Origin of the sequence: Nonomuraea sp. NPDC005692 (genome assembly GCF_040631115.1) — a bacterium.
Taxonomy (GTDB): Bacteria; Actinomycetota; Actinomycetes; order Streptosporangiales; family Streptosporangiaceae; genus Nonomuraea.
Genome location: NZ_JBEXYU010000035.1, coordinates 68,802 through 82,240, shown reverse-complemented (window position 1 = coordinate 82,240; position 13,439 = coordinate 68,802). Strand labels below are relative to the sequence as shown.

The window sequence follows — 13,439 nt, the reverse complement described above, 5'->3', positions numbered from 1 at the left end:
GGTCACGGGTAGCAGTAGGAGTCGGAGGAGGCGTCGCCGCCCTGGAGGCGTACCTGGTGAGGGCGCAGGCCGCGGAAGGCGTCGCCGTGGGGGAAGAAGGCGGTGTCGAAGGTGAACGAGGCGGCGTCGACCTTGGCGAGCCAGGCTCCGACGCCCTCGGGGTAGAACTGGTCGTCCCAGGAGCCGTACAGGGAGTTGGTGAGGTAGACGCGGCGGCCGTCGCGGCTCACCTCGACCATCTGGGGGCCGCCGCGCAGCGGGAGGCCGGGCTCGGCGGGGTGCGGGGTGCGCCGGGTGATGCCGCCGATCCGCAGGGATCCCAGCTCGACCGGCTTGTACGGGTCCGACACGTCGTACTGCTTGAGCTCGCCGGTGCCCCAGCACGAGACGTACAGGCGCTGGTCGTCCACGGAGAGGGCGATGTCGGTGACCAGCGGCGGCACGGCGGCGAACGGCTGCAGCACCGGCGGCAGCAGGGCGGGGTCGGCCGGTTCGGCGGGGATGGTGATGACCTTCCGCGCCTGCCAGCGGCCGTCCTCGTGGAACCACAGCCAGACGGAGGCCGACAGGTCCTCGACGCTGGTGACCACGCCGACGAAGCCGTACAGGCGGGTGGGGTCGTGGGCGGGGCGCAGCTCCAGCGGCATCTGGTGCTGGTCGCCCAGGTCCACCTCCTGGACGTGCCGGCGCTTGCGCAGATCCCAGAAGTGCAGCTTGTGGCCGTACTTGCGGCCGAGCAGCAGCTCGCCGACCACGCCGTCCTCGATCATGGACGGGGTGCCCCACTCCGAGGTGATCAGCACGTCGTGGTTGATGTGCCACCAGAAGTCGTAGGCGAGGTACTGCGGCCCGCGGTCCAGCTCCCACCGGCCGAGCACCTCGAAGGAGGTGTGGTCGAGCACGGCGATCCCGCCGGGGCCCTCGGCGCCGTCCGCGCCGCCGAGCGCCGAGACGTACAGGCCCTCGGGGCCGCAGTGGACGGTGTGCGGGCGGGAGTAGCCCGCCCGCCTGGCCAGCGACTCGGCGTCGATCACCTTGACCAGCTCGGGGCTGACCCGGCCCTTGGTGTCGTAGATGTGGATGCGCGAGGAGCGCAGGCCGGGGACCACCAGGTAGCGCCGCTCGACGTGCGGGTGCGGCGCGTTGGGGCACAGGGCGCTGCTGCAGGCGTTCCAGCCGAAGTGGTGCAGCTCGTCGCCGGTGCCGGGCAGGTCGGTCCAGCCGATGACGGTGCCGTAGGCCGGCGAGGCGGGGTCGGTGTCGAGCACGGCCAGCGCGTCCGGACGGTTCGCCGACCGGTCGAAGGCGGCGACGTAGGCCAGCTTCTCCACGGGGGCCTCGACGGCGTCGCGTGGGGAGGGGTAGAACGTGGGGTCGGGGGTCCAGAGAGCCATGACTCCAGATATTCACGAGTATCCCTACTGGGTCAATAGGCATCGGCGCCGCAAAGTGCAGGCCCCGGCCGACTAAATCGGCATATATCACGCGATACCGTTAAGCGTGTTCTTCGGTATCACGGACATCTGGACCTACGTCGTCGGCGCCTTCTTCATCGTGCTGCTCCCCGGCCCGAACTCCCTGTACGTCCTCAGCTTCGCCGCCCAGCACGGCGTCCGGCAGGGCTACCGGGCGGCGGCGGGCGTGTTCCTCGGCGACACCGTCCTGATGGTGCTCGCCGCCGCCGGGGCCGCGTCCCTGCTGCGCGCGACGCCCGTGCTGTTCACCGTCGTCAAGTACGCCGGCGCCGCCTACCTGGCCTGGCTCGGCTTCCAGATGATCCGCGGCGCGGTACGGGCCTGGCGGGCCGGTCCGGCGGCGGCGGACGACGCCGGGGCGGCCCCCCTGCGGCAGGCCCGGCCGTTCCGCAAGGCCCTGACGATCAGCCTGTTGAACCCGAAGGCGATCCTGTTCTTCCTGTCGTTCTTCATCCCGTTCGTGGACCCCGGGTACAGCGCGCCCTGGTTGTCGTTCCTCATCCTGGGCGCGGTGATCCAGATCTTCAGCGTGCTCTACCTCACCACGCTGATCTTCTCCGGCACGTTCCTGGCCGGCCAGTTCCGCCGGCACAAGAAGCTGAGCGCGGGCCTGACCTCGGGCGTCGGCGCGCTGTTCCTCGGGTTCGGCGCCAAGCTCGCCACGGCGTCACTCGGCTGAAAGCCAGGTTCAAGGGTGAGCTGGTTTCGTATGGAACAGATGGAACGCGGCAAAAGCGGCAGTCCTACTCGCCGGGCTCCGGTACGGTAGGCCACCGGCCTTCGGAGTCGCACCCGGCGGTGACGCCGACCGGTCCATCCGGCAAGCCTGGACCCCCGAAGCCCGGGTAGACGCTGATCGTCGGCCTATCTGCGGAGCAGCCTTGAACCACCATCCGGTCGCACTCCCCCGTCTGACCGCGCTCGCCCGTCAGGCGGCCCCCCGCCTGCTCGAAGGCGTGGTCGCCCCCCTGCTGGTGTTCTACCTCGCCATGGTCGTACTGGGTTTCAAGTGGGCCCTGGTGGCCACGGTCTCCTGGGTGTACCTCGGCGTGGCCTGGCGGCTGGTCAGAGGGGTCAAGGTGCCCGCCACCATGTTCCTGGCCGCGTTCGCGATCACGGTGCGGGCCCTGGTGTCGTTCTGGACGGGCACCTGGATGTGGTTCTTCATCCAGCCGGAGCTGGGCACGATCTGCATCAGCATGGTCTTCCTGGCCTCCGTCCGGCTCAACCGGCCGCTGGTGCAGAAGCTCACCCTCGACTACATCCACCTGCCGTCGGCCGTGCTCAAGCACGAGCGGGTGCGCAGGTTCTTCGCCAGGATCACGCTGCTGTGGGCGTTCGTGCTGCTGGCCAACTCGACGCTGAGCATCTTCCTGGCCGTCTACGAGAAGCTGGAGGGCTCGCTCGGCGCGTTCATGGTGCTGCGCACCTCAGCGGTGGCCGTGATCAGCGGGCTGGCGATCACGTTCTCGATCCTGGCGTTCAAGCGCGTCCTGGCCAGGCTGCACGTGGCCCACGCCTGACCGTTCGGCCAGCAGGAACGCTCCACACATCCCCATCACCAGCCCGGTCAGCATGCCGAACAGCTCGGCGAAGTCCGCGACGCCCGTGCCGCCGTAGGCCAGGGGGCCGCCCGTGGACCTGACGATCATCGAGAACAGCCCCCAGCCGAACAGCGAGCCCGACCCCAGCCAGGCCAGCACCAGCGGCCGCCAGAACGGGCCGTTCCCGCGCCGCCTGACCAGGGCCACCAGCGCGGCCGCCCCGCCCACCGCGAGCAGGCCCTTCAGCCCGTTCTGGACGGCCTGGACGGCCCCGTCGAACGCCATGACGACGCGCAGCACCGCGACGGCGGTCGCCACCAGGAGCGCGCCCCACGCCACCACCTCCTGGAACGATCTGGTCGCGCTCGGGAACGGCAGCGTGACCGGGGTGGCGAAGACGGCCGGCCAGCGGTCGCGGGCGTAGAGGGCGAAGGCCGTCATGAGGGCGACGCCGAGGGTGATGAAACCGCCGTAGACGACCAGATAGACCCAGGTCTGGATCGGGCCGCCGCTGAAGATCGCCAGGCCGCCGATCAGCATGATCAGCGGGGTCGTGACGGCCAGCACCGACAGCAGGCCGGTGCCCACCCACAGCGGCAGCAGCACCAGCCAGGCGGGCAGCCGCATCCCCCAGCGCATGGTGAAGGCCAGCGCCAGCAGCAGCCCGGCGGCCTCCATGGCGAAGGTGAGCGCGTTCATCCCGAGCATCTGCCCGTTGTCCATGAGCGCCGGGTCGGAGACGCCGACGGAGTCGCCGGTCAGCCAGAGCGTCTTGATCGTGAGGTAGGGCAGCGTGGCGGCGACCGCCACGATCGCGGCGGTGAGCCGGCCGATGCCCGCTCGCTGTTCTGTCATGCCCCGATCGTGCGCCTCAGGCGGGCCGGCCCCCTCCCGAGCGGCGGGGATCCGCCTCCCCCTCGTGGGGGAGCTCGACGGCCAGGCGGAAACCGTCGCCGTCGGGGCCCGCGGTCAGCGTGGCGCCGGCCAGCCGTACGCGTTCGCGCAGGCCCGCCAGGCCCAGCCCGCCGCGCCGGGCGCTGGGACGCGAGCTCGGCGGGCCGTTGCGCACGACCACCCGGTGCGGCGCGACCGACACGGCGACCAGCGCCCCCGGCGCGTGCTTGGCCGCGTTCGTCAGCCCTTCCTGGACGACGGCGTGCGCCAGCTCCGACGACGCCCCCGGCGCCAGGTCGAGGGTGATCGACATGCCGGAGTCCCTGGCCCGGCCGACCAGCTCGGCGACGTCCTCGCCCACCGGGGACAGCGGGGCCTCCTCGGCGTCCTCGCGCAGCAGGCCGATGATCTGGCGCAGCCGCTCGGTCGCGTCGGCCGCCGCCACGCGCAGCTCGCCGGCCGCCTTGACCTGGGCCGGGCCGAGCCCCGGGGCGAGTTCGAGCCCGCCGGCGCGGACCGCGATCAGCGCCAGGTCGTGGCCGAGCGAGTCGTGCATCTCGCGGGCGATCCTGGCCCGCTCGCGCAGCCGCGCCTGCGCCTCGACCGACAGCCGCGCCTGCCGCCGCTGCTGCAGCACGCCCCGCCGGAGCAGCCCCAGCAGGTACGGCACCAGGTACGTGCCGACGAGCCCGGTGCCCATCGACACCCACAGCGCCAGGTCACCGCCATGGGCCAGCACGACCCCGCAACCGACGGCCGCGATCAGGCAGAACACGGCCCCCGCGGGCCACAACCGGGTCATGCGCCGGCCGGTGAGGTAGGCGTACCAGATGATGAACGGCGAGGTCGCGAGCAGCGGCAGGATCTTCACGTTGCGCCGGGGCAGCAGCCACGTCAGGTCGACCGTCGCGAAGCCCTCGGTGAAGGTCCACGGGCCGAGCGGCAGCAGCAGCACCAGCGCCGCCAGCGGCCAGGCCCGGCCCACGAGCACGGCCAGCGCCGCCAGCCCCACCCGGGGCAGCGTCACCATGGCGAACCCGGCCGGATCGGCGAACGGGTCGGGGCCCATGGCGGTCACGAAGATGCCCAGCACGACCCACAGCAGCAGGTCGAGGACGACCTGACGGCGGCTCTCACGACGCAGACGGTTCACGCACCGACGGTATCCGCCGCCGGACCGGGCCCGTCCCGCCCGAAGGTCATGCGGCGCCCCTGACGAAAGTCAGGGTGGTGCCTGGTACAGCGATCACGGTGGGGCTAACCCCACCTGAAAGGCGGATACCTCCTCTCCTGTTTCTGGAGCTCGCAACCGGTTTGATCGTTGGTGTCACGCGGAAGTCGCACGTCCGCCCCTGACGAAAGTAGGGGGTGGCGCGTGCCGATGGGCCGATGTGGCATGACCTGCGGAATTTCTACCTTCATGGGGTAGGCGGCCCTGACCCTCCTAGGGGACGGGCCCGCGTTCGACCGGGGGCATCCCCGATGTCCCCGGTCCGCTCACACCGACAGGCTTTGTGAGTGCCCTGACGATCGGAGTCCACGCATATGTCGCACGCCATTCTCGACCTGGTCCAGCAGGTGATGTCATCGCCATGGCTCTACGTGGCGCTGTTCGCCCTGGCGCTGCTCGACGGCTTCTTCCCCATCGTGCCCGCCGAGACGTCGGTCATCACCGCGGCGGTGTTCGCCGCCTCCGGCCAGACCAACCTGGCCCTGGTGATCCTGGTCTCGGCGCTCGGCGCGTTCGCCGGCGACCACGTGTCGTACCTCATCGGCAACAGGTCGGCGGGGCGGCTGCGGGGCAAGAAGGCGTTCGTCTGGGCCCGTGGCGCGCTGGCCGAGCGGGGTGGGCTGGTGCTGGTCGTGGCCAGGTACATCCCCGGCGGGCGGACCGCGACGACGCTGACCATGGGCGCCGTGGGGCATCCGCTGCGCTCGTTCACGTTCTTCGACGCCATCGCGGCCGGCTCGTGGGCGGTGTACTCCGGGCTGATCGGCTTCTTCGGCGGCATGGCCTTCGAGAACGACCCGATCAAGGGCCTGCTGCTGGGCCTCGGGATCGCGCTGTCGATCACCGGGCTCGTCGAGCTGGTGCGGTGGGCCAGGAAGCGGCGCGCCACCCAGCCTTCCCCGGAACGCCTTCCGGTGGACACGTCCGTTTGACCCTGTCCGGCAACCATCCGTCTGAAAGGAGTGCGCATGAGTGTGCTGGCCGCGGCGATCGCGCTGGTCGGTTCGCTGTTCTTCGCGCTCGGGGCCGCGCTGCAGCAGTTCGAGGCGGCGGGCTCGGCGAAGCCCGCGCTGCTGACCCTGCTGCGCAGGCCGCGCTGGCTGCTCGGCGGCGCCTCCATCGTGGCGGGCGGCGGCCTGCACATCGTCGCCCTCGGGCTCGGCCCGCTGACCGTGGTGCAGCCGATGGGGGTGGCCAGCCTGCTGTTCGCGCTGCCCATCGCCGCCACGCTGCACGGCCGCCGGCCCTCGCGCAAGGAGCTGGCCGCGGCGGGCGTCGTCGCTGCCGGGCTGATCGGCCTGGTGCTGCTGGTACCCGAGTCCGACGGGCCGACGTACCTGGCGCCCACGGGCGTGCTCACCCTGCTCGCCGTGGCCGGCGTCGCGTCGGTGCTGCTGTGGGCGGGCTCGAAGGCCGCCTCCCCCGCCGGCCGGGCCGCGCTGCTCGCCACGGGCTCCGGCGTCCTGTACGGCGCGACCGCCACGCTCATGCGGGTGCTCGTGGACGGCGGCTGGAACTGGTGGTACCTGCTGGCCCTGCCGGTCCCGCTGCTGCTGGCGCTGGTGATGCTGCAGCGCGCCTACGCCGTCGGGCACTTCGGCGTCTCCTTCGCCTCGCTGCAGATCGCCGACCCGCTCACGGCGGTGGCCTTCGGGGCACTGCTGCTCGGCGAGCCGCTGCCGTCCGGCCTCGCGCCGATCGCGGCCGCCGCCCTCACCGCGGCGGGCACGGTCGCCCTGGCCCGGACGTCCCCGCTGGAGGCGCGCAACGACATCGCCTGATCCCCTCCCCTGACCGAAACCCCCTGTTCGTCCATCGGCCCTCCCCCAGCCGTCCCCCCTTGTGAAAGCGGAGTCACCGTCATGGCCATGCCCCTGCGCAACGTCACCGACCACGCCCAGCTCGCCCCCGCCCCCGAACGTCCCCGCCGGGTCCTGATCTCGACCGACACCTATCCCCCCGACGTGAACGGCGCCGCCTACTTCACCCACCGCCTGGCCACCGGCCTGGCCGCGCGCGGCAACGAGGTGCACGTGGTGTGCCAGTCGGAGGCCGGCCCGGCCAGCGCCGACGTGGTGGACGGCGTGATCGTCCACCGGCTGCGCTCGGCCCCGCTGCTGGTGCACCCGACCATGCGGGTCACCGTGCCGACCAGGCTCGACCGGCTGGTCGCCGACATCGACCCGGACGTGCTGCACACCCAGGGCCACTTCGTGGTCGGCCGGGCCGCCATCGCCGCCGCCCGGCGCCGCGGCGTGCCGGTCGTGGCCACCAACCACTTCATGCCCGACAACCTCTTCCAGTTCGGGCACGTCCCCGAGGCGCTGCGATCCAGGGCGGGCCGGCTGGCCTGGCGCGACTTCAGCCGGATCTTCAAGCGCGCCGACCACATCACCACGCCGACCCCGCTGGCCGCCAAGCTCCTGTCCGACCAGGGCTTCTCCCGCGACGTCGAGGCCGTCTCGTGCGGCATCGACCTGGGCAGGTTCCACCCGCACGCCGAGCCCAAGTCGTGGGCGCGCCGGCGGTTCGCGCTGCCCGACCGGCCGACCGCCCTGTTCGTGGGCCGCCTGGACGAGGAGAAGCACCTCGACGAGCTGATCCGCGCGCTGCCCCTCGTGCTCAACGAGACCGACGCGCAGGTGGCGTTCGTGGGCCGCGGGAACCAGCGGATGGAGCTGGAGAAGCTGGCCAAGCGCATCGGGGTGGGCGACCGGGTGTTCTTCGTCGGGTTCGTGCCCGACGAGAGCATGCCGCAGGCGTTCGCCGCCGCCGACGTGTTCGCCATGCCGGGCGTCGCCGAGCTGCAGAGCATCGCGACGCTGGAGGCCATGGCGTCCGGCCTGCCCGTCGTGGCCGCCGACGCGATGGCCCTGCCGCACCTGGTGGACGGCAACGGCTACCTCTACCAGCCGGGCGACGTGGTCGCACTGGCCAGGCACCTGACCGCCGTCCTCACCGACGACGACCTGCGCGCCCGCCTGGGCAACGCCAGCCGGGCGCTGGCGCTCACCCACGACGACCAGGTGTCGCTCGCCCGATTCGAGCAGATCTACGACGAGGTGGCCCGATGACCTGGCGTGCCGTGCTGGCTCCCGTGGCCGGCGCCGTGACCGCGGTGGCCGCCCTCGGCTACGCGCAGGTGACCCTGCCCGAGCAGCCGCTGATCAGCGACTACGCGCTCGTCCCCGGCGGCATGCTGCCGGTGCTGGCCGGGACGCTCGCGCTGGCCGCCGCCTGCCTGGCGCTGGCGTACGGGCTGGCCGCCCGGGAGCCGGGACGGACCGCCGCGACCCGGGTGCTGCTGCTGGCGGGGGCGGCCGGGCTGATGCTCAGCGCCATCTTCCCCACCGATCCCGGCATGTCAGACATCAGCACTCTCGGCGGGGAGATCCACCGCTGGTCGGCCGCCGTGGTCTTCACCGCGCTGCCGGTCGCCGGCTGGACCCTGGCCAGAGGGCGGGCGGCGGGCGCGCGCTGGAGCGCGGTCAAGGCCCTGAGCGTGACCTCCGGGCTGACGCTGGTCGCGTACCTGGCGGCCCACCCGGCCGCCGTCACCTCCTCGCTGATCGGCGGTGAGGCCTACTACGGGCTGCTCGAACGAGGGCTGGTGCTGGCCGAGATCGTGCTCGTCGTCGCCATGGCGCTGGCCTGCGCACCGGGCCGCGCCGCCGTACGGGTGCAGGGCACGCGGGCCACCGGGGCGCCCGCGCAGCCCGAGAGCCAGCAGCGGCTGGCGGCGTGACCGGCGGCGCGACCATACTTCGTCCGCCGTCGAACGGTCGGCGGCCTAGCGTGGACCCATGCTCATCACCCACCACGCCGAAGCCCGGGCGGTGCTGTCCGACAGCCGGTACGTGCCGCCGCCCGTCCCGCAGGACGGCGAGCCGGGGACGCTCGCCTGGCTGCGGGCCCACGTGTCGCGCTTCAGCACCGGCGAGACGCACGCCGAACGCCGCCGTCTGGTCGTCGAGCGCCTGTCCGCCCTCGACCCGGCCGCGCTGCGGACGGCCGCCAGGTCCGCGACGCGGGACCGCGGCGGCGACTGGCGGGGCGTGCCGACGGCCGTGCTGGGAGCCGCGCTCGGCGTGCCGGACACCTCTGCCGTGCCCGCGGCCGCGAGCGGCTACCTGTCGGGCGAGGGAGGCCCGCAGGCCGACGCCGCCGTCGCCCAGTTGCTCGGCCTGACCGACCTGCCGGCCGTCACCCTGCTGCTCCAGGGCCACGCCGCCACCGAGGCGCTCATCGAGAACGCGCTCGCCCACGCCGTGCCGGGCGACGACCCCGAGGCGGTGCTGCGCGAGACGCTCAGGCAGGACCCGCCGCTGAAGGCCAGCCGCAGGCTCGACACCCGCACCGGCGAGGAGGTCACGATCGACCTGGTCGCGGCCAACCGCGATCCGGAGGTGTTCGCCGACCCCGACCGCTTCGACGCCTCCCGGGACCCCGCCCCCCACCTGACGTTCGGGGACGGCCTGCGCCCGTGCCCCGCTCCCGCCCACGCCCTCGCGCTGGCCGCCGGCGTGCTCGACGCGCTCCTCGAAGGGACCCGCCGATGAACTTCCACGACCTGCACAAGCCGGGCGACCCGCTGCTGCTGCCCAACGCGTGGGACTACGGCTCGGCCGCGATCCTGGCCGCGCACGGCTTCCCCGCGATCGGCACGACCAGCCTCGGCGTGTCCGCCGTGCACGGCAAGCCGGACGCCGCCGGCGCGACCAGGGCCGAGACGATCGAGCTCGCCGAGACGGTCAAGGACCTGGACGTGCTGGTCACGGTGGACATCGAGGGCGGCTTCAGCGACGACCCGCAGGAGGTGTCGGACCTGGTGGCGAGCCTGGCCGCGCTCGGGGTGGCGGGCGTGAACCTGGAGGACGGCCGTCCCGACGGCACGCTGCGCCCGGTCGAGCTGCACCGGCGGATCATCGAGGCCGCCACGGGCCACGGCGTGTTCGTCAACGCCCGCACCGACACCCACTGGCTGGGCACCGGCGACTGGCGCGAGCGGGTGGACGCCTACGAGCACGCCGACGGCATCTTCGTCCCCGGGCTCTCGGATCCGGCGGAGATCGCCGAGGTCGTCGCGCGTACGCGGCTGCCGCTCAACGTGCTCTACCAGCCGGGCGGGCCCACCCTGGACCAGCTGGCCGAGGTGGGGGTGGCCCGGGTGAGCACCGGCTCGCTGCTCTACCGGGCCGCGCTCCAGGGCGCCCTGGCCGCCGTGCTGGGCGCGCAGGGCAAGGAGGCCCCGGAGCTGCCGACGTACGGAGAAATCGCCGCGCTCCTCCCGCAGACCCGATAATCGGGGCATGCGCTTCGAGATCCTCGGACCCACCAGCGTGCTGGACGAGGACGGCGCGCCGGTGGCGCTCGGCGGGCCGCGGGTGCGCGCCCTGCTGACCCTGCTGGCCCTGAACGCCGGCCGCGTCGTCGACGCCGGCCGGCTCGTGGACGACCTCTACGGCCCCCACCCTCCGGACGGCGTGGCCAACGCGCTGCAGTCCCAGGTGTCCAGGCTGCGCCGGGCGCTCGGCCGGGACCTGGTCGAGTTCCACCCGGCGGGCTACCGGCTGGTCGCCGACCCGCACGACGTGGACGCGCGCCGCTTCGAGCTCCTGGCCCTGGACGGTCGGCGGGCGCTGGTCGCCGGGGACGCCGGGCGGGCGGCGGCGCTGCTGGGCGAGGCGCTGGAGTTGTGGCGGGGCGCGCCGCTCGCCGACGCGCCGCACGCGGTGTCCGCCGCGGCCGGGCTGGAGGAGCTGCGGCTGGCCGCCGTCGAGGACCGCCTCCAGGCCGACCTGGAGCTCGGGCGGCACCGCGACCTGGTCGCCGAGCTGCGCCGGCTCACCGCCGCCCATCCGCTGCGCGAGCGCCTGCGCGCCCAGCTCATGCGCGCCCTGTACGGCAGCGGCCGCCAGGCCGAGGCGCTGGCCGTCTACGACGAGGCGCGGCGGCTGCTCGACCGGGAGCTGGGCATCGAGCCGGGCGCCGAGCTGGCCGCCGTGCACCTCGCCGTCCTGCGCGCCGACCCGTCCCTCACTCCGCCGATCACCGTGCCGACAGCCGTGCCGACAGCCGTGCCGAGTCCCGCGCCGAGTCCCGCGCCGACCTCGACGCCGACCTCCGCACCGGCCTCGGCGCCGGTCCAGCCGCGGGGTACCCAGTCCCTTCCCGAGCCCGTGGGGCCCGCCGTGTCGCCGGGCGGGGGGCTCAAGCAGGGGTTGCGGGCGCAGCTCACCAGTTTCGTGGGCCGGGCGGAGGAGCTGGCGCAGGTGGGCGCGCGGCTGCGGGACAGCAGGCTCGTCACGCTGATCGGCCCCGGCGGCGCGGGCAAGACCAGGCTGGCGCAGGAGGCGGCCGCTCAGGAGCCGGGCGACGTGTGCTTCGTGCCCCTCGCCCACGTCGCCGGCGCCGCCGGGGTGCCCGGCGCGGTGCTGGTCGCGCTCGACATCCGCGACGCCCTGCTGCCCGCGCCCCAGCGCGCCGCGGTCGGCCCCGTCACCCGGCTGCTCACCGCGCTGGCCGAGCGCGACCTGCTGCTCGTCCTGGACAACTGCGAGCATCTGGTCGGCGCCGTGGCCGAGCTCGCCGACGCGCTGCTGGCCTCCTGCCCCGGGCTGCGGGTGCTGACCACCAGCCGCGAGGCGCTGGGCATCACCGGGGAGTCGATCCTGCCGGTGTCCCCGTTGCGCCTGCCGCCGCCGGAGCCGGACGACCCGCTGGAGTACGCCGCCGTCCGGCTGTTCGCCGACCGGGCCGCCGCCGTGCGTCCGGGGTTCGCCGTGGACGCCGACCACGCCGCGGACGTGGTGCGCATCTGCCGGGCGCTCGACGGGCTGCCGCTGGCCATCGAGCTGGCCGCGGCCCGCCTCCGTACGCTGTCGGTCGCCGACGTGGCGGCCCGCCTGGACGACCGGTTCCGGCTGCTGACCCGCGGCAGCCGTACGGCGCTGCCCCGGCACCAGACGCTGCGCGCGGTCGTCGCGTGGAGCTGGGACCTGCTGGACGACGCCGAGCAGCGCCTGGCCGCCCGCCTGAGCGTGTTCGTCGGCGGCGCCACGCCCGAGGCGGCCGAGCGGGTGTGCGGGCTGCCGGAGGAGGTGCTGTTCTCGCTGGCGGAGAAGTCGCTGGTGGAGTACGTCGGCGGTCGGTACCGCATGCTCGACACGATCCGGGCGTTCTGCGCCGAACGCCTGGCCGAGTCCGGCGAGACCGCCGCGATCAGGGACGCGCACACCGCCTACTACCTCGACCTGGTCCTGACCGCCGACCCGCTGCTGCGGACCGCCGACCAGCTCACCTGGCTGGCCCGCCTCGACCAGGAGAGCGACGACCTCGAAGCCGCCGTGCGCTGGACGACCGCGTCCGGGCAGCCGGAGACCGGCCTGCGGCTGCTGGCGCACAGCGCCTGCTACTGGTGGATGCGCGGCCACCGCGGCGTCATCGCCGGCCTGGCCGCCGCGCTGCTGGCCAGGATCGGCGACGCCGGCCCCGCCGGCATGGAGGAGGAGTACGTCATGTGCCTGCTCGTCACCGCGTGGACGGGCGTGGCCGACGACGTCGTGCGCGAGCGGCTGGCCGAGGTGCACGAGCTGCTGCCGATCACCCACCTGCCGGAGCGGGTGGAGTTCCTGATGATGATGCGGTCGATGTTCACCGGGCCGCCGGGCGACGTCGAGGAGATCTACCACGAGCTGCAGGCCCACACCGAGGGGCTGCCGCCCTGGCAGCGGGCGTTGTCGTACAGCGGCGCGGGGTTCGTGCTGCAGATCCTGGGGCGGATCGAGGAGTCGCTGGCCTCCTTCCGGCACGCCCTGGCCGCCTTCCGGGCCATCGGCGAGCGCTGGGGGGCGGTGCTGGTGCTGTCAGGCCTCGGCGAGCTGGCCTCCCGCGAGGGGGACTACGCGGCCTCGTACGCGCTGTCGGACGAGGGGCTGACGCTGGCCCGCGAGCTCGGCGCGCGGGCGGAGATGGCCGAGGCCCTGTGCCGGCGCGGCGACGCGCTGCTCGGCATGGGCGAGCCGCTGGGCGGGCGGGCCGACTTCGAGGAGGCGGCCGAGCTGGCCCGTCGCGTGGGTTCCATGGACATGCTGGCCTGGGCGCACCTCGGGATGGCCGAGGTGGCGCTGGTCGGTGGCGAGCGCGACGCCGCACTGTCCCTGCTGGCCCAGGCCCGCGCGGAGTGCCCCGACGACTGGTTCAGCACCGAGGACATCCGCAACCGCATCGACGAGGCCCTCGGCCGGGCGGTCAGCGAACGGTAGGCGGGCCGTCAGCCGCCCCCGCCACCGTGGA

General features: G+C 73.7%; 12 protein-coding genes. 9 read left to right on the top strand and 3 right to left on the bottom strand.

Annotated features, from left to right (window positions below; translation table 11 throughout):
* Positions 1 to 2: 2 nt before the first annotated feature.
* Positions 3 to 1,394, bottom strand: coding sequence for a selenium-binding protein SBP56-related protein (locus ABZ459_RS43935; RefSeq protein WP_357984316.1), 1,392 nt, complete (start codon positions 1,392 to 1,394; stop codon positions 3 to 5).
* 106 nt (positions 1,395 to 1,500) lie between these two features.
* On the opposite strand from ABZ459_RS43935, the gene leuE reads away from it, so the two are divergent.
* Positions 1,501 to 2,154, top strand: a complete 654-nt coding sequence (leuE, locus tag ABZ459_RS43930) for a leucine efflux protein LeuE (RefSeq protein ID WP_357984313.1) — start codon at positions 1,501 to 1,503, stop codon at positions 2,152 to 2,154.
* A gap of 202 nt (positions 2,155 to 2,356) precedes the next feature.
* Complete coding sequence (locus tag ABZ459_RS43925; protein ID WP_357707198.1) at positions 2,357 to 2,998, top strand: VC0807 family protein; 642 nt, start codon at positions 2,357 to 2,359, stop codon at positions 2,996 to 2,998.
* Here ABZ459_RS43925 and ABZ459_RS43920 read toward each other — a convergent pair.
* The gene (locus ABZ459_RS43920; protein WP_357984310.1) at positions 2,906 to 3,874 is read right to left on the bottom strand and encodes a hypothetical protein; all 969 of its coding nucleotides are present in this window, start codon (positions 3,872 to 3,874) and stop codon (positions 2,906 to 2,908) included. The genes ABZ459_RS43925 and ABZ459_RS43920 overlap by 93 nt on opposite strands.
* 16 nt (positions 3,875 to 3,890) lie before the next feature.
* Positions 3,891 to 5,066: a histidine kinase gene (locus ABZ459_RS43915; protein ID WP_357984307.1), complete on the bottom strand. Its 1,176-nt coding sequence runs from the start codon at positions 5,064 to 5,066 to the stop codon at positions 3,891 to 3,893.
* A gap of 392 nt (positions 5,067 to 5,458) precedes the next feature.
* Here ABZ459_RS43915 and ABZ459_RS43910 point away from each other — a divergent pair, with 392 nt between their 5' ends.
* The 7 genes from ABZ459_RS43910 (at position 5,459) to ABZ459_RS43880 (ending at position 13,408) form a co-directional block, all read left to right on the top strand.
* Complete coding sequence (locus ABZ459_RS43910) at positions 5,459 to 6,076, top strand: DedA family protein (protein WP_357984304.1); 618 nt, start codon at positions 5,459 to 5,461, stop codon at positions 6,074 to 6,076.
* A gap of 36 nt (positions 6,077 to 6,112) precedes the next feature.
* The gene (locus ABZ459_RS43905) at positions 6,113 to 6,925 is read left to right on the top strand and encodes a DMT family transporter (protein ID WP_357984301.1); all 813 of its coding nucleotides are present in this window, start codon (positions 6,113 to 6,115) and stop codon (positions 6,923 to 6,925) included.
* An 87-nt stretch (positions 6,926 to 7,012) separates the two neighbouring features.
* Positions 7,013 to 8,218, top strand: coding sequence for a glycosyltransferase (locus ABZ459_RS43900; RefSeq protein ID WP_357984298.1), 1,206 nt, complete (start codon positions 7,013 to 7,015; stop codon positions 8,216 to 8,218).
* Positions 8,215 to 8,889: a DUF998 domain-containing protein gene (locus ABZ459_RS43895; RefSeq protein WP_357984295.1), complete on the top strand. Its 675-nt coding sequence runs from the start codon at positions 8,215 to 8,217 to the stop codon at positions 8,887 to 8,889. The genes ABZ459_RS43900 and ABZ459_RS43895 overlap by 4 nt, the downstream gene beginning before the upstream one ends.
* A gap of 58 nt (positions 8,890 to 8,947) precedes the next feature.
* Entirely contained in the window at positions 8,948 to 9,703 is a 756-nt protein-coding gene (locus tag ABZ459_RS43890) for a cytochrome P450 (RefSeq protein WP_357984292.1), read from the top strand.
* Complete coding sequence (locus tag ABZ459_RS43885; RefSeq protein ID WP_357984289.1) at positions 9,700 to 10,446, top strand: isocitrate lyase/phosphoenolpyruvate mutase family protein; 747 nt, start codon at positions 9,700 to 9,702, stop codon at positions 10,444 to 10,446. The genes ABZ459_RS43890 and ABZ459_RS43885 overlap by 4 nt, the downstream gene beginning before the upstream one ends.
* A gap of 7 nt (positions 10,447 to 10,453) precedes the next feature.
* On the top strand, positions 10,454 to 13,408 hold the full coding sequence (locus ABZ459_RS43880) for a BTAD domain-containing putative transcriptional regulator (RefSeq protein ID WP_357984286.1): 2,955 nt from the start codon (positions 10,454 to 10,456) through the stop codon (positions 13,406 to 13,408).
* The last annotated feature ends 31 nt before the right edge of the window (positions 13,409 to 13,439 follow it).